This is a genomic window from Escherichia sp. WS1450 (assembly GCF_046487395.1).
In the GTDB taxonomy this organism is placed as follows: domain Bacteria; phylum Pseudomonadota; class Gammaproteobacteria; order Enterobacterales; family Enterobacteriaceae; genus Escherichia; species Escherichia coli.
Map to the genome: position 1 here is coordinate 146,775 of NZ_JBJQJO010000002.1, position 18,747 is coordinate 165,521.

Genomic DNA, 18,747 nt, shown 5'->3' on the forward strand with positions numbered 1-18,747 from the left:
GAGATAGTCCTTTATTAATTTTGTTCGTTATCGGCGTCGCCAGCCTGGTAATATTCCAGCGCCCAGCGGATACGGATAAATTCTGTTGGCCGCTGCTGGCGGCGGTGATGATTGAGCAGGTCGTCGCTCTCCTGGCACCAGCGGAAAATATCTTCTGCCAAAGAGATAAGATTGACGGAACCATTTAATAATTTGACCGCGCGACGTAACTGACGCAGTAAATCATCAGGCGTTTTTACTGCCGACAGGCGAGTAAAACGCCCCTCCGACATTACCGCCGCCAGCTGCGCGGCAAAAGGCTGCCGTTCATCAATAGCTTTAACATTGGCGCTAACTGCGGCGACCAGCGCCAGTGCGGTAAAACGCCACTCTTGTGCTTCAATTTTCCACAAAGTGTGGGTCTGCATCAGCAGAGAACGAACCCCTTCTGACAGACAAACATCATTAACCGTTGTGCTACGCCGCAGACTGGCACGATTGCCGCGTTTTTCCTGCAACTCTTCGTGCCATTTACGCAGCGTGGCTTTGTGCTCCTCTTTTACAATACTCATTCAGCAGCCTCCTGCTTTTTCTCCCTGGCGGCTTTAGCACTTTGCTTCTCCGCCGATGTTGTAAAATATTTCTTGCGCGCGGTCATGACGCGTTTCAAATCAACGGGCTCATAAGGATTAGTGAATACACGCTCGTCAAAATCCTGACGCGCGAATAACCAAATTTCCTTTTGCCATTTGCCGAGTAATTCATCCGCATCCTGACCTTCTTCAATTTGGCGCACTAACCTCAGGAAGCGATGCTGAGTTTTGTTCCAGAAGTCGATATCCACAAAACTGAAATCACCCCTTGCACCTTTTGGATCGGAGAACCATGCTTCTTTCAATGCACTCCGTAACAGACTCAGAATCCGTGAAGCCGTTTGCGCAGCCAGCCGCAGCTTCGGTATCTGACCTTCTTTTTTATTGAGCAACAGAGGGAAATGGTGTTCGTACCAACAGCGCGCTTTCATGTTGTCGAAATCATAGCCAAATCCCCACAGGCCCACTTTTGCCTGCTTGAGACTGCTGGCATTAAAGAGTTTCACCACCAGCGCGGGAAGTTCCGTATTGTTTTCTGATTTACCCGTTTCGATAAGGCCTAACCAGTCGCGCCAGATTAAACCGCCCGGTTGTGGTTTAACGGAGTAAAACTCGCCGCCCTCTTTAAGGGGTACACGGTAAGGCGTTAAGGGATGCTGCCACATGGCATAATTCGCACCATAATTTTTGGTCGTCATCAGGCTTAGCAGCGCGTCGCTCTGCTCACCGCAAATATCGCAGTTGCCGACTGTCGTGGTATTAAAATCAATACGAATACGCCGTGGCATTCCCCAGTACGCCTGGAGTTTATTAACCTGATCATCGGTTACCACCGCACCGGTCAGTTCGCTGGTACGCGTCGGGCCAAGCCAGGGGAAAACCAGATCGTCAAATTTTTTGGGTAGCGGTAAGTCGGCTTCATCCTGCGGCATCACGTTGAGCCACAGTTTGCGCCACAATGGCGTTTGTTGATTGCCCTGATATTCCTGTAATTCAATCAGAGTGGTCATCGGCCCACCGCCGCGTAAACCGGTGCGATAGCCTTTGCCGCCTGACGGTGCATTTAACTGTAGGGAGAACAGAGCTAACGCAGAACAATGTGGGCATACGTGTTCAGTCACGCCACGTTTAATAAAGTGGTCTTTATTAAACTTCGTTGTTTGAGCGCCGGGAATCTCAGGCAGTAGCGAAGCGACCTGAACTTTATCTCCCGTGAGCGCCTCGAAATCCTGCATAAATGAAGGGGAATCTGGGCCAAACTGGAAAGCATGTTCTAAAGATAGCAATGCTTCCCGTAGCTTTTCAGCTTCCAGTCCGTCTTCCCAGATATCATCCCAACGACGATGATCTTTTGGCGCGAAGCTGGTTTGTAGTAGCCCCAGCAAAAACTGCCAGGCCGCCCCCTGGAGATCTGCCCGCGGCGCAGCGATATCGACAACATTTTCATCCGCCAGATCGACTGGCGCCAGTTTGCCTGTCGTTCCGTCTTTATAACGAACGGGCAGCCACGGGGTTGTCAGAAGTGAAAACGAGTTCATACGCATCCTCTCGTAAAAAAGACCATCCCTGGTCGGTTGTCCATCACCATATTTTCAGATTTAGTTGGAGACTTAATCTGAGTCGGATAAAAGAAAAGACGTTGAATGTGATACGAAAATCGAACTTAGTTTGTCGTTTTGAAAGCAGACTTAGCACAAGTTGAAGCAAAAAAATCGACAACATCGTAGTCCTCTTCACCGCAGCTTTTCACCGGTCACGAAAATACGCCTTGTAACGGTGTGACTCAACTCCGGTTCCGGACATTGTTATAATTTTAGTTTCTCAATAACTCATAGAAATTACCCATCTATCATAATCACAATCGCATTGATAAAATAAAACCATTCCCTGATTCCAGGGATTAACCAAGTTAGTGAGATACTAAAATTGGTTCCCGTTCCCCGTGTCAACGGGGATAAGCCCTGGCGTCATCCGACGCCAGGGCATCTCAATCAACCTTGCCAATCAATCCTTCCGTAGCCGAATACCCACAACTTTCGTCATCGGTGACTAAAATCACGTTTGTCATCTCCGGATCTTGCCGCTGTTCAATGCACCACTGCCTGAACGCTTCCCCTTCCAGTAAAGAAAACTCATCGCGATGTTTTTTCCACCAGCTTCGACGCACTCTGACAACGCTCATTTCCCATGCGTGAGCACCGGTGGCATAAGGCTTCACCACACCGTCAATACAGGTAGCCAGCCACAGGGAAACAGATTCCTCAGCCAGACGTGTCGACAGCTTTTCCGGAAGGTAATCGTTGATATTGGCGGCATAGCCAGGCTTGAAGTTCAGGACAAACTTTTTAGCCATTGCGCGATCGCAGTAATATTTGCCCACTTGCTCCTGCTCGCTGCGGGCAAACCCTTCCGCCATTACCACGTCCTCACCGTAGACTGATTCAATCAGAAGCCGGGCTGAGTGTGGCATCTGAATAGCGCCTTGCTGACGCAGCACACGCTGCGTCAGCCAGATTCGCCCATGATCGGGGTAGACATATGCACTGTTACGCATGGCTCTGCCAAACCATTCATCACCCGGAGAGTCGTCCCAGACGGGGGCCAGAATCAGCAATTCAGGAGGAGAACGCTCGTCTTTTCCGTCACGCTTTAACTGACCATTAATATCGCGGATATGCCGCTGTAATCGCCCCGCTCGCTGGATCAGCAAATCAACAGGGGCCAGGTCGGAGATCATTTCGTCCAGGTCAATATCCACACTTTGTTCAATTACTTGTGTACAAACAATGACTTGTGATGATCTCTGTAAACTACAACTTTTACCGAAGCGTGCCAGCGTTTCCGTTTCAATTCGCTGGCGATCGCTAAAAGCAAAGCGGCTATGAAAAAGAGAAAGGCTGGAAGCAGGAATGACGCCGCGGGCAAGCAACTGACGATAAACCTTAATAGCGTCATCGACAGAATTCCGGATCCAGGCGATGCATTTCCCCTGACTTACTGCCGATTCGATACGCGCAATACATTCTTGTTCGCTATGAAGCCAACCCACGCTCACGCTACGCTCAACGTCTTTGCGCGTCGCTACCCGGTGTGAATGCACATCGGATTTCGTAACGTGCGTCAGCCAGGGGTAATCATCCTTTTCCAGGAACGGAGCTTCTTGCTGGCCCTCTGTACCACGCGCAAAGGCAGCAACGAGTTTGTCGCACTGCTGTTGAGATAACGTGGCAGAAAGCAAAATGACGCTGTTTCCGCCACGCGCCTGCCGCTCGATCAGCCCTTCAAGAATGCATGACATGTAAGCGTCACAGGCATGGATCTCATCAGCCAGCAGGATTTTGTTACTCAGTCCCAGAAGCCGCACATTATTATGTTTGAACGGCATCACCGCCATCATCGCCTGATCCAGCGTGCCGACGCCAATTTCAGCCAGTAGCGCCTTCTTGTTACTGTCGGCAAACCAGGCCGCACATCCCTGACTGAACGTTTGTTCATCCGGTTCTTCTGACCCGACTAAATCACCGGACCAGAGTGATTCATTAAAGCGGTCCATTAATGTTCGGGCACTGTGTGCCAGCACCAGGCTGGGGCGGGACTCTGGCGAATAGAAAGCAAGCCAGGTTTTGACCAGTCGATCGTACATGGCATTGGCCGTTGCCATTGTTGGCAGGCCAAAAAACAAACCCTGCGCTTTACCCGCAGCCATCAACCTGTGCGCCAGGATAAGCGCCGCTTCCGTTTTACCTGCGCCAGTCACATCTTCCAGAATAAATAACTGTGGCCCTGGCTGGCTGATATCCAGATCCAGCACCTTTTGCTGTAACGGTGTCGGGTGCTCAATAAAAGGAAACAGCGTATTAATTCCGGTGAAAGGCGCGACTTTTGCTTTTAGAGGAAAGACGGTTAAGGCGTTTTGAGCCTGAACTAAAGTTTTCTGCCAGTAACCTTTAATATCCATTGGGTGTGCGACGCGTGGAAAAAATCGCGTTGACGAACCCGTCCAGTCTGCGAGCACGACGGTTGCAGAGATATACCAGGAAAGGTGTTTTATAAGTTCAATGCCCTCATCATCATCCCAGAATGCGGGGATCTCTATGAGCGGAAACAGTGGTTTGATTTCAAGAAGAAAATCTCGCGCGGCAGCTTTGTCTTCAGGCAGAAAATTATCCAGTTCATCAATACGGTCAGGCGGGCGACCATGATGCCCGGTAGTTATGGGCATCCACATCGCTATTACACGTGTAAGTTTGCGGGGAGAGAGTGAAGAGGAAGGAAGTAACTCCTGACATTCACTTAAATAATGATGCCACAACCAGTAGCCCAGCGTTGAATGAGAGATTTTTTCGTAATTTTTTCTAGCACCTTCCGGAACCCTGAGTTTCGGGTGCAGGTAAAGTTGCTGAAATGAGCGGGCAAATTTACCAGTATCGTGCCAGCACAACAACCAGGCGAAAAATTGAGCCGCCTGTTCCTTGTCAGAAATCTCTAATTGACGAAAATAGTCAGCCAGTCCGAAGCAATTGCTTTTAACCATTAAATAGCCCATCGCGGCTACATCCAGCGAATGCCAGCAAAGAAGGTGATAGTCGTCGCCCCCGTCTTTCTCGCCGCGTCGGGTTTTTCCCCAGAAATCAAAAAAAGTCACAATATTTTTATCCTTCAGTAAACTTAAAGGATATTTACGCATATATTAAAAATTATCTGTGATATATATCGTTCAATAAAATATTTACATTATGAATAATCAAATAATTTTCATCAGTAATATATATAAATAATAAACATAGGCATAATATTCACATAAACAATATAAATTAAAAAAGGGTGCAGGAGACCAAACCATCACAATTCAATACGCGGGGTTTTACCCCCGCGTGGTGGCTACTTCTTCGATTCGTAAGCGAGAACTGCCTTAAACTCCATACCACGTTCTCTGATACTCAACTCACACAACGAGTCGCCTACCATCAGCGTGAATCCCAGTACTGTACAACACAGTACGATGATTGCCACAAGGGCATATTTTGTCAGCATGTCTTGCCTCCCTGCAAAGAAGAGACTAACATTCGAATTGCTTAGGTTCGAACGCTGGCCTCAGGTTGATAGAAATATCGCCTGGGGCTTTTGTCCATCTGGAACCTCGCGAATGCTTAACGCCAGACAGCCTCAAGCACCCAACGCCATTCTATACCTGATAATTCTTCCAGCGGCGTTCACGTTTAAAATCAGGAATGCTGCTCGCAAAATAAAAACGCCCCCATCATTTCTGACAGAGGCGTTTAATTTATCCGGCAATATTTACCCTTCGTGTAACCCACATTCTCTTTTTAAGCCAAAGAAACGCGTTTCTTCTTCCGCCATGCCGGGTTCCCATTTACGGGTTGTATGGGTATCACCGACCGATAAATATCCTTCATCCCATAATGGGTGATATTTCAGGCCATGTTTTTGCAGGTACTGATAAATAGTTCGGTTATCCCAGTCGATAATCGGCAGCACTTTAAATACGCCACGCTGAATTGCCAGCACCGGTAAATTGGCGCGGCTGCCGGATTGTTCACGGCGCAGGCCAGCAAACCAGGTTTGCGCATTCAGTTCTTTCAGCGCCCGGTTCATCGGTTCGACTTTGTTGATGTCATTGTACTTTTCAATGCCTTCAACGCCCTGCTCCCACAGTTTGCCGTAGCGCGCTTCCTGCCAGGCGGCGCTTTCGGTAGCGCGGTACACTTTCAGGTTGAGCTTGAGTTTGTCCGTTAACTCGTCAATAAAGCGGTAGGTTTCCGGGAACAAGTAACCCGTATCGGTGAGGATCACTGGAATATTCGGGCGAATATGATTCACCAGATGCAGGCTCACCGCCGCCTGAATGCCAAAGCTGGAAGAAAGCACATATTCACCGGGCAGATTATCCAGCGCCCAGGCAACGCGGCCTTCAGCGTCCAGTTTTTCCAGTTCGGCGTTAGTTTCCGCCAGCGCCAGAATGCGATCTACCTTCGGCAGTTCGTTCAGGGCGTTTAGATCGAGTTTGGACATAGATTCCTCACTGTTTGCCTTGCCTGATGCGACGCTCACGCGTCTTATCAGGCCTACAAGACCGGGCTGCTGGTTAATCCCACAAATCGCGCGCCGGATCGAGCACCGGGCGAATGATGCCCGCACGCACCGTAAAGTCGCCGAAGCCTTCACCCGCTTCGCGCTCTTTCGCCCAGCGCCCTATCAGTTCATCAAGCGACGCCAGGATTTCCGGCTCGGTGATGTTTTCTTTATACATCCGTGGGATACGTGTCCCAATGCGGTTGCCGCCAAGATGCAGGTTGTAGCGACCCGGCGCTTTCCCCACCAGACCCACTTCCGCCAGCATCGCGCGACCACAACCGTTCGGGCAGCCTGTTACACGCATCACGATATGCTCATCGCTGACACCATGTTTCGCCATTAAATTATCGATGTTGTCGATAAAAGACGGCAGGAAACGCTCGGCTTCGGCCATCGCCAGCGGGCAAGTCGGGAATGACACGCAGGCCATTGAGTTTTCACGCTGCGGCGTGACGGCATTCATTAACCCGCTCTCTTTGGCGATCTTCTCGATCTTCGCTTTCTCGCTTTCCGGCACACCGGCGATGATCAGATTCTGGTTCGCCGTAATGCGGAAATCACCTTTGTGGATCTTCGCGATCTCCAGCAGGCCAGTTTTCAGCGGACGCCCAGGATAATCAAGGATACGACCATTTTCGATAAACAGCGTCAGATGCCAGTTATCATCAATGCCCTTAACCCAGCCAATACGATCGCCGCGTCCGGTGAACTCATACGGGCGGATCGGTTCAAATTTGATCCCCGCGCGACGTTCAACTTCCGCTTTAAACGTCTCAACCCCTACGCGCTCCAGCGTGTATTTGGTTTTGGCATTTTTACGATCGGTTCGGTTACCCCAGTCACGCTGAGTTGTCACGACGGCTTCCGCCACCGCCAGCGTATGCTCCAGCGGCAGATAGCCAAACTCACTCGCCATGCGGGCGTAGGTTTTCTTGTTGCCGTGTTCGATAGAAAGCCCACCGCCCACCAACAGGTTAAAGCCCACCAGCTTGCCGTTTTCGGCGATTGCCACGAAGTTCATGTCGTTGGCATGCAGATCGATATCGTTCTGCGGCGGGATCACTACCGTGGTTTTGAATTTACGCGGCAAATAAGTCTGACCGAGGATCGGTTCTTCATCGGTGGTGGCGACTTTTTCCTGATCGAGCCAGATCTCCGCATACGCGCGGGTACGCGGCAGCAGATGTTCAGAGATTTTCTTCGCCCATTCATACGCTTTCGCGTGTAGCTGCGACTCGTAAGGGTTCGAGGTGCAGAGTACGTTACGGTTCATGTCGTTAGCAGTCGCCAGCGCATCAAGACCGACCGAGTGCAGCATCTGGTGCACCGGTTTGACGTTCTTTTTCAGAATGCCGTGGAACTGAAACGTCTGGCGGTTGGTCAGGCGAATGCTGCCATAGATGGTGTTTTCACCGGCAAATTTGTCTATCGCCTGCCACTGTTTGGTGGTGATCACGCCACCCGGCAGACGGCAGCGCAACAGCATCACGTGGCGCGGCTCCAGCTTCTGTTCAGCACGTTCGGCGCGGATGTCGCGGTCATCCTGCTGATACATGCCGTGGAAGCGGATCAGCAGGAAGTTGTCGCCCTTAAAGCCGCCGGTCAGACCGTCGTTTAAATCTTCCGCAATGGTGCCGCGCAGGTAGTTGCTTTCAAGCTTCATGCGCTCGGCGTCTGTCAGTTTTCCTTCGACCACTAAAGGCCCTGGATGTTTTTCGCTCATTAGTAGACATCTCGCTGATAACGGCGCTCTACGCGCAGCTCACTTAAAAATTCATCCGCCGCTTCGGTGTCCATGCCACCAAATTCGGCAATCACTTCCAGAAGTGCCTGCTCAACGTCTTTCGCCATGCGATTAGCGTCGCCGCAGACATAAATGTGGGCACCGTCATTGATCCAGCGCCACAGCTCCGCGCCCTGTTCGCGCAGTTTGTCTTGTACGTAAATTTTTTCTTTTTGATCGCGCGACCAGGCAAGATCGATACGCGTCAGCACGCCCTCTTTGACGTAGCGCTGCCATTCCACCTGGTAGAGGAAATCTTCCGTAAAGTGCGGGTTGCCAAAGAACAGCCAGTTTTTCCCCGGCGCTTCGTCGGCGGCGCGTTGCTGCATAAAGGCGCGGAACGGCGTGATGCCGGTGCCTGGGCCAATCATGATCACCGGGGTTTCCGGGTTAGCGGGCAGGCGGAAGTTGTCGTTATGTTCGATAAAGACGCGGACTTCACCCTCTTCTTCCACACGATCCGCGAGGAAGCTGGAGGCACCACCGGCACGGGCGCGGCCTTCCACGTCGTAACGCACCACACCAACGGTAACGTGCACTTCGTTCTCGACTTCCGCCTGCGAGGAGGCGATGGAATACAGGCGCGGGGTCAGCGGTCGCAACAGGTTAATCAGCGCTTCGGCATCCAGTTGCGCCGGAGAGAAACGCACCATGTCAACAATCGGCGTCGTCGCGGCGTAATGCTGTAACTTCGCTTTATCGCCCACCAGCGGCAGCAGCGTTTCGCTGCGGGTAAGCGTGGCGTAGTTCTCAACAATGTTGGCGGTGTTGACGGTGAGTTCAAAGTGCCACTGGAGCGCTTCGCTCAGGGTCAGCGTTTTGCCGTCAACGGTGACAGTTTCATCGCCTTTCAGCCACAGCAGTTCGACAAGTTCTTTCACCAGTGCCGGATCGTTCTGATACCAGATGCCCAGCGCGTCACCCGGCTGATAACGCAGGCCAGAGTCACCTAAGTCAATTTCGATATGGCGAACGTCTTTTTCAGAGTTACGCCCGGTAATTTTCTGGTTAACAGAGAGGCTCGCCACCAGCGGCGCGTCTTTGCTGTACGGGCTGGTGTGGATTTCATTTACCGCGCCAGTAGCGACGGATTGCGAAGGTGCCGCGACAGGCGCACGCGATTTAAGCGCATCAACCACGCGGGCGCGCCACTCGATGGCAGCAGCCTGGTATTCAACGTCGGCATCGACACGGTCGAGCAGGCGTTCACCGCCCAGTTCCGCCAGCTTGCTGTCAAAATCTTTCCCGGACTGGCAGAAAAATTCATAAGAGCTATCGCCGAGGCTAAACACGGCAAACGCGGTGTTTTCCAGCTTTGGCGCTTTTTTGGAGAACAGGAACTTATGCAGCGCGACGGCTTCTTCCGGCGGTTCCCCTTCCCCTTGCGTTGACGTCACCACGATGAGCAGTTTTTCGCTGGCGATTTGTTTGAATTTATAGTCGCCCGCGTTCACCAGCTTAACGTTCAGTTTTGCCGCTAATAAATCATCGCGTAATGCTTCAGCAACCCGGCGCGCATTGCCGGTTTGCGAAGCAGAGATAATAGTTATACCCGGCATTTCTGCGGCTGGCGCTGGCGTCGCTGCAAGCGCAGCAGGCTGCTGATTGAGCACGCCCCAGAAATAGCCAGAAACCCAGGCAAGCTGGGTGGGAGTTAAATCGGTCGTGGCCGCCTGAAGGCGTGCCAGTTGCTCCGGGTTCAACGGAAGCAACGCGGAAGGTGGGACCTGTGTCGTCATGCGTCGTTATGTTCCAGTAAGCAAAGCTGTTTCTGCGCCCTGTCAGCGCCCATAAAACAGAAGAGAAGGTAAGGTTAACGGGGTGAACGGTGTGGATTAAAGACGGGATAGCGATAACTAATAACCAAATCGACTAACCTGTTTTAGCAATAGTCTTTAACAACAAAATAGATTAACCAACCCAATGAAAAACAAATGAATTTAGCCAATCATTAAGATAAATTAGCGATTTTGCGCAACAAAGTCGTTTTAGATAATGCGAAAAAACAGCCTTTCCGGTACTCTACGGCGGTTTTATCGTCCTGTAGAGAAATTATGATGTCCACCACGTTATTTAAAGATTTCACCTTCGAAGCCGCTCACCGCTTACCACACGTCCCGGAAGGACATAAATGTGGTCGCCTGCACGGGCATTCCTTTATGGTGCGACTGGAAATCACCGGGGAAGTCGATCCGCATACGGGCTGGATTATCGATTTCGCTGAACTGAAAGCGGCGTTTAAGCCAACCTACGAGCGTCTCGATCACCATTATCTCAATGATATTCCAGGTCTGGAAAACCCAACCAGCGAAGTTTTAGCAAAATGGATTTGGGATCAAGTTAAACCGGTTGTGCCGCTGTTAAGTGCGGTGATGGTAAAAGAAACCTGTACTGCAGGCTGTATCTATCGCGGCGAATGATAAGAGTGTGTCGGCGGTCAATTTCCCTTAAGTAACGCCATGTTAGGGTGTTGTGTTCTGGATATCTGGGGCATGACATGGAAGACAACTGCGACATTATTATTATTGGTGCGGGTATAGCAGGCACCGCTTGCGCGTTACGCTGCACGCGGGCAGGTTTGTCCGTTCTGTTACTGGAACGCGCTGAAATCCCCGGCAGCAAAAATCTTTCCGGCGGGCGTTTATACACCCATGCGCTCGCGGAACTCCTCCCGCAATTTCATCTGACCGCGCCTCTTGAACGACGCATCACTCACGAAAGCCTTTCTCTGCTAACGCCGGATGGCGCAACGACGTTTTCCAGCTTACAGCCCGGCCGTGAATCCTGGAGTGTATTACGTGCACGGTTCGATCCGTGGCTGGTTGCCGAAGCCGAAAAAGAAGGTGTCGAATGCATCCCCGGTGCGACGGTGGATGCGCTGTATGAAGAAAACGGCAGGGTGTGTGGTGTCATTTGTGGTGACGATATTCTCCGCGCCCGTTATGTGGTGCTGGCAGAAGGTGCCAACAGCGTCCTGGCTGAACGTCACGGGTTAGTGACTCGTCCTGCTGGCGAAGCGATGGCGTTGGGGATCAAAGAAGTGCTGTCGCTGGAAACATCCGCTATTGAAGAACGTTTTCATCTGGAGAATAACGAAGGCGCAGCGTTGCTGTTCAGCGGCGGGATCTGTGATGACTTACCCGGCGGCGCATTTCTTTATACTAATCAACAAACGCTCTCGTTAGGGATTGTTTGCCCGCTCTCTTCCCTTACGCAAAGTCGTGTTCCGGCAAGCGAGCTGCTGGCTCGCTTTAAAACGCATCCGGCAGTGCGCCCGCTTATCAAAAACACGGAATCACTGGAGTATGGTGCGCATCTGGTGCCAGAAGGTGGCTTGCACAGTATGCCGGTGCAATACGCCGGTAACGGCTGGCTGCTGCTGGGCGATGCGTTGCGCAGTTGCGTCAATACCGGAATTTCCGTGCGCGGCATGGATATGGCGCTAACTGGCGCGCAGGCGGCGGCACAAACGCTGATAAGCGCCTGCCAGCACCGCGAGCCGCAAAATCTGTTTCCGCTTTATCATCACAACGTCGAGCGCAGCCTGCTATGGGATGTTCTACAACGTTATCAGCATGTTCCGGCGCTTTTGCAACGCCCTGGATGGTACCGTGCGTGGCCTGCGTTAATGCAGGATATTTCCCGCGATTTATGGGATCAGGGTGATAAACCTGTTCCACCGCTGCGCCAGTTATTCTGGCGTCATTTACGTCGTCACGGCCTGTGGCATCTGGCGGGCGATGTTGTCAGGAGTATTCGATGTCTGTAGCCCGTAATCTCTGGCGCGCTGCTGATGCGCCACATATTGTTCCGGCAGACTCCGTTGAGCGCCAGACGGCACAACAGTTGATTAACGCTTGTCCGGCTGGTCTTTTTTCGCTCACACCGGAGGGTGATTTGCACGTTGATTATCGTAATTGTCTGGAGTGCGGCACCTGCCGTTTGCTGTGCGATGAAAAAACGCTACAACAGTGGCACTATCCGCCTTCCGGATTCGGCATCACCTACCGCTTTGGATAAATAATAAGGATAATTTATGCCCCTCTTACACCTGCTCCGCCAGAATCCGGTGATTGCTGCCGTTAAAGATAATGCCAGCCTGCAACTGGCAATCGATTCTGAATGCCAGTTTATTTCCGTGTTGTACGGCAATATCTGCACCATCAGTAATATCGTTAAAAAGATTAAAAACGCCGGAAAATATGCCTTTATTCATGTTGATTTGCTGGAAGGCGCATCGAACAAAGAAGTGGTGATTCAGTTTCTGAAACTGGTGACCGAGGCGGACGGCATTATCAGCACGAAAGCATCGATGCTAAAAGCGGCAAGAGCGGAAGGTTTTTTCTGTATTCATCGCCTGTTTATTGTTGATTCGATTTCGTTTCACAACATTGATAAGCAAGTTGCGCAATCGAATCCGGATTGTATTGAGATCCTGCCAGGCTGTATGCCTAAAGTGCTAGGCTGGGTGACGGAGAAAATCCGCCAACCGCTGATTGCCGGCGGGCTGGTGTGCGATGAAGAAGATGCGCGTAATGCGATTAACGCGGGTGTTGTGGCGCTTTCCACCACGAATACCGGGGTCTGGACGTTAGCGAAAAAATTGCTTTGACGGGATACTCGTAACGAGTTGAATTTGTGTGATTTGTAGGCTGCACGCCACATCCGACATTCAGCGCCTGATGCGACGCTTGACGCGTCTTATCAGGCTTACAAGTCCCCAGCCCAGAACCGTAGGCAGGATCATCCGGCTGCACGTTATTGGCATTCTGCGTGAATGTTTGTCACCAGTGCCTCCAGCACCACTTTCCAGTCATCAACCACGCCAACATCTGCCTGTGAAAATACCGCTGCGCTGGCGTCATGATTAATCGCCACCACAAACTTGCTATTGCGTACGCCCGCCATTAACGCTGCTGCGCCGGAAGCGCCAACAACAATACACACCTCAGGTGCCAGCAGATGTCCGGAAATACCAATCACTTTTTCAGCATCAACGCCACCGTTCATCACTCGCGCCCGACTGTAGCCCACTTCGGCTCCCAGCTTTTCTGCCAGCATAGCGATTTCCTGGTTATCTGCCTCTCCGCCCTGCCCCACCACCAGCACCCGTCTGGCCTCAGCTAATGGGTCACGGGTAACATTTTTCAGATCCTCTGTGCTAACCAGCCAGTCGGGAAGCGCGCCGGGGACAATGTTCAGTTGCTGCATACCAGAGGGCAATGTGGCGTTTTTCACTGCTCCCGCCTGGCGGGCAAGGGAAAGGCATAGCGGGCGTTTTTCTGTTTGCAGCGTCGCCGTTAGCGCATTTCCCCAGTGGGATTTGCGCACGCTTACGGTTGAAATATCTAACGAAGTCACCTGGCAGATGCTTGCACCATGTAAACGCCAGGCCAGCCGGGTCGACAGTTCATCACCAAACGTTCCCGGCGGAAAGAGAACAACGTCCGCTGGCGTTCGCTGCCACTGTTCCACCAGCGCATCCAGCACCTGTTCCGCCACTACGGGCTGAGGTTCAATCTGCCAGCCAGCTCGCTATTGCGGCATTCTCCTGATTTATTGTCACAATTGCGATATTCATGGCTGCATCCTTTGGCGTAAATAGTCCTGCCATAGCTTTTGCGCTTTTTCTGCTACCGTTTGCCCATCAATCAGCGTCGCTCCGCGTTGTTGCTCTGCTCTTGCCAGTTGCAGACACTGCATCGCTGGCGATTCGGCAGCAACAGTTTTACGGATAATTGCTGCTTTCCCCGCCGCCATTCGCTGACGCATTCCCGGTACTGGCAAGGCCACTTCACCGCACTGACGCACGGCAATCACCGCAGGCAAGCGAACCCGGCAACAGCGCAGCCCATGTTCAGTACGCTGTTCGAGGGTGATAAACGGCGCGTCGAGAGTGAAACGCTCCACCTGGGTGAAGCAGGGCCAGCCCAGCATTTCCGCCAGCAAAAATGGCGTTTGCCCATTCTGCCCTTCGCTGCTTTGGCAGCCGGTAATTATCAGATCCAGCGGATTCTGACGCTGCCATTCGGCAATATGGCGAGCGACAAATTCCGGCGCAAAGCGCAGATCTGCCGCCGTCTCCAGTAATACAGCTTCCTCAACCCCAAGAGCCATGAGATAGCGCAGCCATTGCAACGCCCGTTCATCCCCCATGCTCAACGCGGTTAAAGACATCGACGTACCGTTTTTTCTCTGCGTCAACAGCAGCGCGGCGGCAGCCTGTTCATCAGCACCGAGTAAACTTCGCAGAAGCGAAACATCCGGCCCGCAGTTACCCTGAGCCGCCGCCTGCCACTCTTTTTCCGCCAGCATTCCGGCATCCGGTTCGGCTTTAAACGCTAACAGAATGTTCATTCGCACCTCCTACATTTCCCGCCGCCACCAGCGGGAGTGCTTTGGTTTCTGGTGCCCATAGCCAGGTCACAACAAACCCAATCAACAACACTGCCGCCAGAAGCAATAAGGTGGCCTGCATTCCCCACTGCGCCAGCACCCACGGCAGCAGGCCGGTACTTACCGCCGCGCCCAACCGGCTCATGGCGGTGGCAAAACCGACGCCCAGAGAGCGAATGTCGGTGGGGAAACTTTCCGCAGGCAAAATGCCCACCAGATTACTGACTGCCGAAATGGTGGTACTGAAGAGAACAAAAAGCAGCAGCGTTAATGAACTGCCGGAAGGCAAACAGGCCATCACAACCAGCGTTGCCGCCAGCAGCAAAAAACTGCCAAGTAAAAATTTGCGATGTGCCAGCAGGTGCGTCAGAACTAATCCCAGCAGCGCGCCCACAATTAACAACGCATTAAGCATCAGGCTGGCAGTCAGCGCATCTTCCAGTCCAATCGTCTGGGCGATAGTTGGCAGCCAGGTATAAATCACAAACCACGGGATCACGAGGCAGACAAAGAAGACGCTGTTAAACACCGTGCGCCGCCAGTAACGTGAAGAGAACAAAGTTTTGATATGTTTATGGGTCGCCGTTGCCACTTCATCGCCCAATAAAACATGGGGACCCAAATAGCGATGTACGATAGCGTGAGCTTCTGCAAAACGCCCCTGGCGCAGTAGCCAGCGCGGCGATTCTGGTGTTCCCCAACGTAACAGGGTAATCAGCAAGGCGGGCAGCGCCGCCGATGCCAGCAGCCAGCGCCAGGCCTCCGGGCTTTCGCTAATAAAGTGATGTCCGGCAATACTTGCCAGCACATAGCCCACCGTCCACACCACGCTGAATGCGCCCAGCAAAATACCGCGATGGCGGCGCGGAGAAAATTCAGCCAGCAAGGTGTGGCCTACTGAATAATCGCCTCCCAGTCCAATGCCTATCAAAATGCGCAGGCCAATCAGGTGCTCTGGCGTGGTGGCAAAAAATTGTAAAAACGAGGCGAGCGTAATCAGCACAAAGCTGAAGGTGAAGATTTTTTGTCGCCCGATATGGTCGGAGATCCACCCCAAAACCAGACTGCCAAGAAACAAACCCAGTAGCGCCGAGCCGCCGATCATTCCTGCCATAAACGGCGTCAGTTGCATGGCTGGCGTAAGCTGAATAATGGCGTACCCAATGACGCCGAGGACATAACCATCGGTCAGGTGTGCGCCGAAAGTGAGCGCAGCAATTCGGCAGTGAAAACTGTTAAGCGGTAAATCATCCATTCGCACCGGTGAAGTGTTCATCTTTACCCCTTCATTGTCCGGTAATAAGAACGGCTTCTCACCTGAGAAGCCGAAAAGGCAACGCCCCGTCACCACGGGACGCTGCCTGACACATTATTTTTCAATCGGATAGATAGTACCCGTGTTCATAATACCGTTAGGATCGAACTGCTTTTTCAGTCCTTCCAGCAACGCCCATGCGCTGCCGTGTTCCAGTTTGCTCCAGTGAACGCGATGTTTACCGATACCGTGGTGGTGCACCATCGAACCGCCGAGGCGAATGGTTTCTTCGCAGATGATTTTGTTGAGCGGATTGTGGTACTTGTCGATTTCCTCTTCCGGTTTGCAGTCTACAACGTTGTAGTCGTACACGAAGTACATGTTGGTGCCGTTCTGGTAGCTGTGAGAGGAGTGACCGCCCAGCATGGTGATGTCGTCGGCGTGTGGGAACTCGGTACGAATACGGTTGATGACGCTTTCGTAGATTTCGTGGATGCAGCTCCAGCAGCCGGACACTTCGGTGGTAAAGCCCATGTTGCCAGTTTTGAGGATCTGCACACGTTCGGCAGCCACTTTATCCGGCCCCCAGTTCAGGTTGTTAAACCAGGTTTCGATCAGTTTGCTGTCTACGCGCTGGCACTGCGGGTAGCGAGCAACAATTTCCGCAATCCCTTCGCCCGTCGCCTTCGCAATGCGTGGGTTACCTTCAGCCATAAAGATCAGCACGCATTTTCCGTCGGCAAAATGGGTGAAGTGTTGGGTGCCATCTTCAGCGTCATACAAACGAGCGATCGACGGACGATACCCTTCCACCATGATTTCACGCAGGATGTTGAAGCCGGTTTTCATGTCTTCCAGGATATAGCCGTAGAAGAGGTTGTTTTCCGGGGTGAACTTAAAGATTTTCACAGTTACTTCAGTGATATAGCACAATGCACCTTCGTTGCCGATGATGATGTGACGAATGTCCGGGCCAGCTGCGCGGCGTGGCACGTTTTTAATACGTGTGACGGTGCCATCAGCCAATACTGCTTCCAGACCAACGACCATATCTTCGATTGCGCCGTAGAGTGTGGAAAACTGCCCGATACTGCGGGTCGCCACCAGGCCGCCCATCTGCGCCAGCGGCTTTGACTGCGGAGAATGCCCCGTGGTGTAACCTTTTTCACGCAACGCGTTTTCCAGCACCTCCAGCGGAACGCCACATTGCGCCGTGGCCTGCATATTCTCAATATCAATATTAATGATTTGATTCATGGCGGAGCCGTCGAGCACCACCGAGTTTTCCACAACGGTTTCCAGCCCACCTTCGGTGGCGGAAGCACCGGTACGTGGCACACCGTTAATTTTGTGCGCATTCATAAAATTCAGCACACGGGAGACTTGTTCTGTGGAACCGAGTTTTACGACCGCTGCCGGAATCGGCAAAGTATAAATACCATGAATATCCGGAAATTTACGAAAACGGTCAATACTGTTTTTCTTTAATACTGTTTCATCGGTAATTACGCGATCTGCACCAACAATTTCCTTTAGCTGGTCGACAATCGCTGCGCGAGATAAAGACATAGTAATTCCTTCCTGATAATAAAAATGGAATAATCATTAATAAGAGAAAACAGAAACCACCGTTATGGATTAGCGCACTAAATAACCGCCATCAACCACTAATAAATGTCCGTTGACATAATTCGATGCCGGACTTGCGAGGAATACGGCTGCGCCCATTAAATCCTGAGTATCGCCCCAACGGTTTGCCGGAATATGTTCAAGAACGCGCTGGTTAGTTTCTGGATTACTACGGGTCGCCAGAGTGATATCGGTAGCGTAATATCCCGGGGCAATACCATTCACCTGAATATTATATTGACCTAATTCATCGCAATAGGCTTTGGTGAATCCGGCAAGAGCATGTTTAGTGGCAGAATAAGCAGGTGACCATTGTCCACCTAAGTAAGAGAACAATGAACAGATATTAATGATTTTACCGCTTTTCTGCGGGATCATAATTTTTGCAGCTTCATAGCTTAACTCGAATGCGGCGGTCAGGTTCACATCAATCATTGGATCCCAGTCGGCACGACCGAAGTCCAGCACCTTATTCAGCTTACAAATACCGGCATTGTTAACCAGAATATCGACGGTACCGAAACGTTCGCAACAGGCGGCGATTATCTTCTGCGGCGCGCCTTTTGCGGTGATATCCACCTGCATAAAATCAACTTCAACACCCTGTTTTTCAATCATTCCCTTTGTTTCGCCGTTATCTTTAACGAAGCTTGGAATAAAGATATTTGCACCAGCTTTGGCCAGCGCCATGGCAAATGCCTGGCCTAAACCGCTATTCCCGCCGGTAACAATTGCGGTTTTACCTTTCAGGGAGAAAAAATCCATTGAGAACGCATTGAGAGATTCGATTGACATAGTTAGCTCCAATTTCCGTAAGGCAAAAAAAAAGAAAGGTAACTTCCCCCGCGAGAGGGAAGTTACCTTTCTCATTATCTCTGGTAACTGGAGATAATTTTTATCATAAGGGCATAATCGCTAATGTGATCGTAATCACAGTGTTATATTCGAATTGTCAAATAATTTTAAAAAGCAGAAGCGTGATTACTCTCACACAACACCACTGCTTTCCATGTTAT

At 51.5% G+C, this 18,747-nt stretch carries 15 protein-coding genes and 1 pseudogene; 4 read left to right on the forward strand and 12 right to left on the reverse strand.

The window, feature by feature from the left end:
* Nucleotides 1-14: 14 nt before the first annotated feature.
* The 7 genes from casB to cysJ all read right to left on the reverse strand — a co-directional run bounded on the left by casB (nucleotide 15) and on the right by cysJ (nucleotide 10,190).
* On the reverse strand, nucleotides 15-551 hold the full coding sequence (casB, locus tag ACJHYR_RS03015) for a type I-E CRISPR-associated protein Cse2/CasB (protein ID WP_059327676.1): 537 nt from the start codon (nucleotides 549-551) through the stop codon (nucleotides 15-17).
* Entirely contained in the window at nucleotides 548-2,110 is a 1,563-nt protein-coding gene (gene casA / locus ACJHYR_RS03020; protein ID WP_072837444.1) for a type I-E CRISPR-associated protein Cse1/CasA, read from the reverse strand. The genes casB and casA overlap by 4 nt, the downstream gene beginning before the upstream one ends.
* A gap of 449 nt (nucleotides 2,111-2,559) precedes the next feature.
* Nucleotides 2,560-5,259: a CRISPR-associated helicase/endonuclease Cas3 gene (locus ACJHYR_RS03025; RefSeq protein ID WP_059327675.1), complete on the reverse strand. Its 2,700-nt coding sequence runs from the start codon at nucleotides 5,257-5,259 to the stop codon at nucleotides 2,560-2,562.
* 194 nt (nucleotides 5,260-5,453) lie between these two features.
* The gene (locus ACJHYR_RS03030; RefSeq protein ID WP_000956458.1) at nucleotides 5,454-5,606 is read right to left on the reverse strand and encodes a Hok/Gef family protein; all 153 of its coding nucleotides are present in this window, start codon (nucleotides 5,604-5,606) and stop codon (nucleotides 5,454-5,456) included.
* Nucleotides 5,607-5,870: 264 nt separating this feature from the next.
* The gene (gene cysH, locus ACJHYR_RS03035) at nucleotides 5,871-6,605 is read right to left on the reverse strand and encodes a phosphoadenosine phosphosulfate reductase (protein WP_059327674.1); all 735 of its coding nucleotides are present in this window, start codon (nucleotides 6,603-6,605) and stop codon (nucleotides 5,871-5,873) included.
* 73 nt (nucleotides 6,606-6,678) lie between these two features.
* Nucleotides 6,679-8,391 carry an assimilatory sulfite reductase (NADPH) hemoprotein subunit gene (gene cysI, locus ACJHYR_RS03040; protein ID WP_410233060.1) on the reverse strand — a complete coding sequence of 571 codons (1,713 nt, stop codon included), beginning with the start codon at nucleotides 8,389-8,391 and terminating at the stop codon, nucleotides 6,679-6,681.
* Nucleotides 8,391-10,190: an NADPH-dependent assimilatory sulfite reductase flavoprotein subunit gene (gene cysJ, locus ACJHYR_RS03045; RefSeq protein ID WP_059327672.1), complete on the reverse strand. Its 1,800-nt coding sequence runs from the start codon at nucleotides 10,188-10,190 to the stop codon at nucleotides 8,391-8,393. The genes cysI and cysJ overlap by 1 nt, the downstream gene beginning before the upstream one ends.
* A gap of 318 nt (nucleotides 10,191-10,508) precedes the next feature.
* On the opposite strand from cysJ, the gene queD reads away from it, so the two are divergent.
* From queD to ACJHYR_RS03065, 4 genes are all read left to right on the forward strand, one after another.
* Nucleotides 10,509-10,871 carry a 6-carboxytetrahydropterin synthase QueD gene (gene queD, locus ACJHYR_RS03050; protein WP_000108294.1) on the forward strand — a complete coding sequence of 121 codons (363 nt, stop codon included), beginning with the start codon at nucleotides 10,509-10,511 and terminating at the stop codon, nucleotides 10,869-10,871.
* Between the two features lie 77 nt (nucleotides 10,872-10,948).
* Nucleotides 10,949-12,220 carry an FAD-dependent oxidoreductase gene (locus tag ACJHYR_RS03055; protein ID WP_001305786.1) on the forward strand — a complete coding sequence of 424 codons (1,272 nt, stop codon included), beginning with the start codon at nucleotides 10,949-10,951 and terminating at the stop codon, nucleotides 12,218-12,220.
* On the forward strand, nucleotides 12,211-12,471 hold the full coding sequence (locus ACJHYR_RS03060) for a ferredoxin family protein (RefSeq protein WP_000109508.1): 261 nt from the start codon (nucleotides 12,211-12,213) through the stop codon (nucleotides 12,469-12,471). Before ACJHYR_RS03055 ends, ACJHYR_RS03060 begins: the two co-directional genes overlap by 10 nt.
* Nucleotides 12,472-12,487: 16 nt before the next feature.
* On the forward strand, nucleotides 12,488-13,063 hold the full coding sequence (locus ACJHYR_RS03065) for a glycerol-3-phosphate responsive antiterminator (RefSeq protein ID WP_001130266.1): 576 nt from the start codon (nucleotides 12,488-12,490) through the stop codon (nucleotides 13,061-13,063).
* Between the two features lie 146 nt (nucleotides 13,064-13,209).
* On the opposite strand, the pseudogene ACJHYR_RS03070 reads toward ACJHYR_RS03065, so the two are convergent.
* From ACJHYR_RS03070 to ACJHYR_RS03090, 5 genes and pseudogenes are all read right to left on the reverse strand, one after another.
* Nucleotides 13,210-14,032 (reverse strand): annotated as a pseudogene (locus ACJHYR_RS03070) (electron transfer flavoprotein subunit alpha/FixB family protein).
* On the reverse strand, nucleotides 14,029-14,808 hold the full coding sequence (locus ACJHYR_RS03075; protein WP_059327671.1) for an electron transfer flavoprotein subunit beta/FixA family protein: 780 nt from the start codon (nucleotides 14,806-14,808) through the stop codon (nucleotides 14,029-14,031). Before ACJHYR_RS03075 ends, ACJHYR_RS03070 begins: the two are co-directional and overlap by 4 nt.
* Nucleotides 14,786-16,195 (reverse strand): MFS transporter, encoded by a 1,410-nt coding sequence (locus ACJHYR_RS03080; RefSeq protein ID WP_014639277.1) that lies wholly within the window; start codon nucleotides 16,193-16,195, stop codon nucleotides 14,786-14,788. Before ACJHYR_RS03080 ends, ACJHYR_RS03075 begins: the two co-directional genes overlap by 23 nt.
* Nucleotides 16,196-16,216: 21 nt before the next feature.
* Nucleotides 16,217-17,671 carry an FAD-binding oxidoreductase gene (locus ACJHYR_RS03085; protein ID WP_000059300.1) on the reverse strand — a complete coding sequence of 485 codons (1,455 nt, stop codon included), beginning with the start codon at nucleotides 17,669-17,671 and terminating at the stop codon, nucleotides 16,217-16,219.
* A 69-nt stretch (nucleotides 17,672-17,740) separates the two neighbouring features.
* The gene (locus ACJHYR_RS03090) at nucleotides 17,741-18,526 is read right to left on the reverse strand and encodes an SDR family oxidoreductase (protein WP_000021337.1); all 786 of its coding nucleotides are present in this window, start codon (nucleotides 18,524-18,526) and stop codon (nucleotides 17,741-17,743) included.
* Nucleotides 18,527-18,747 lie beyond the last annotated feature (221 nt).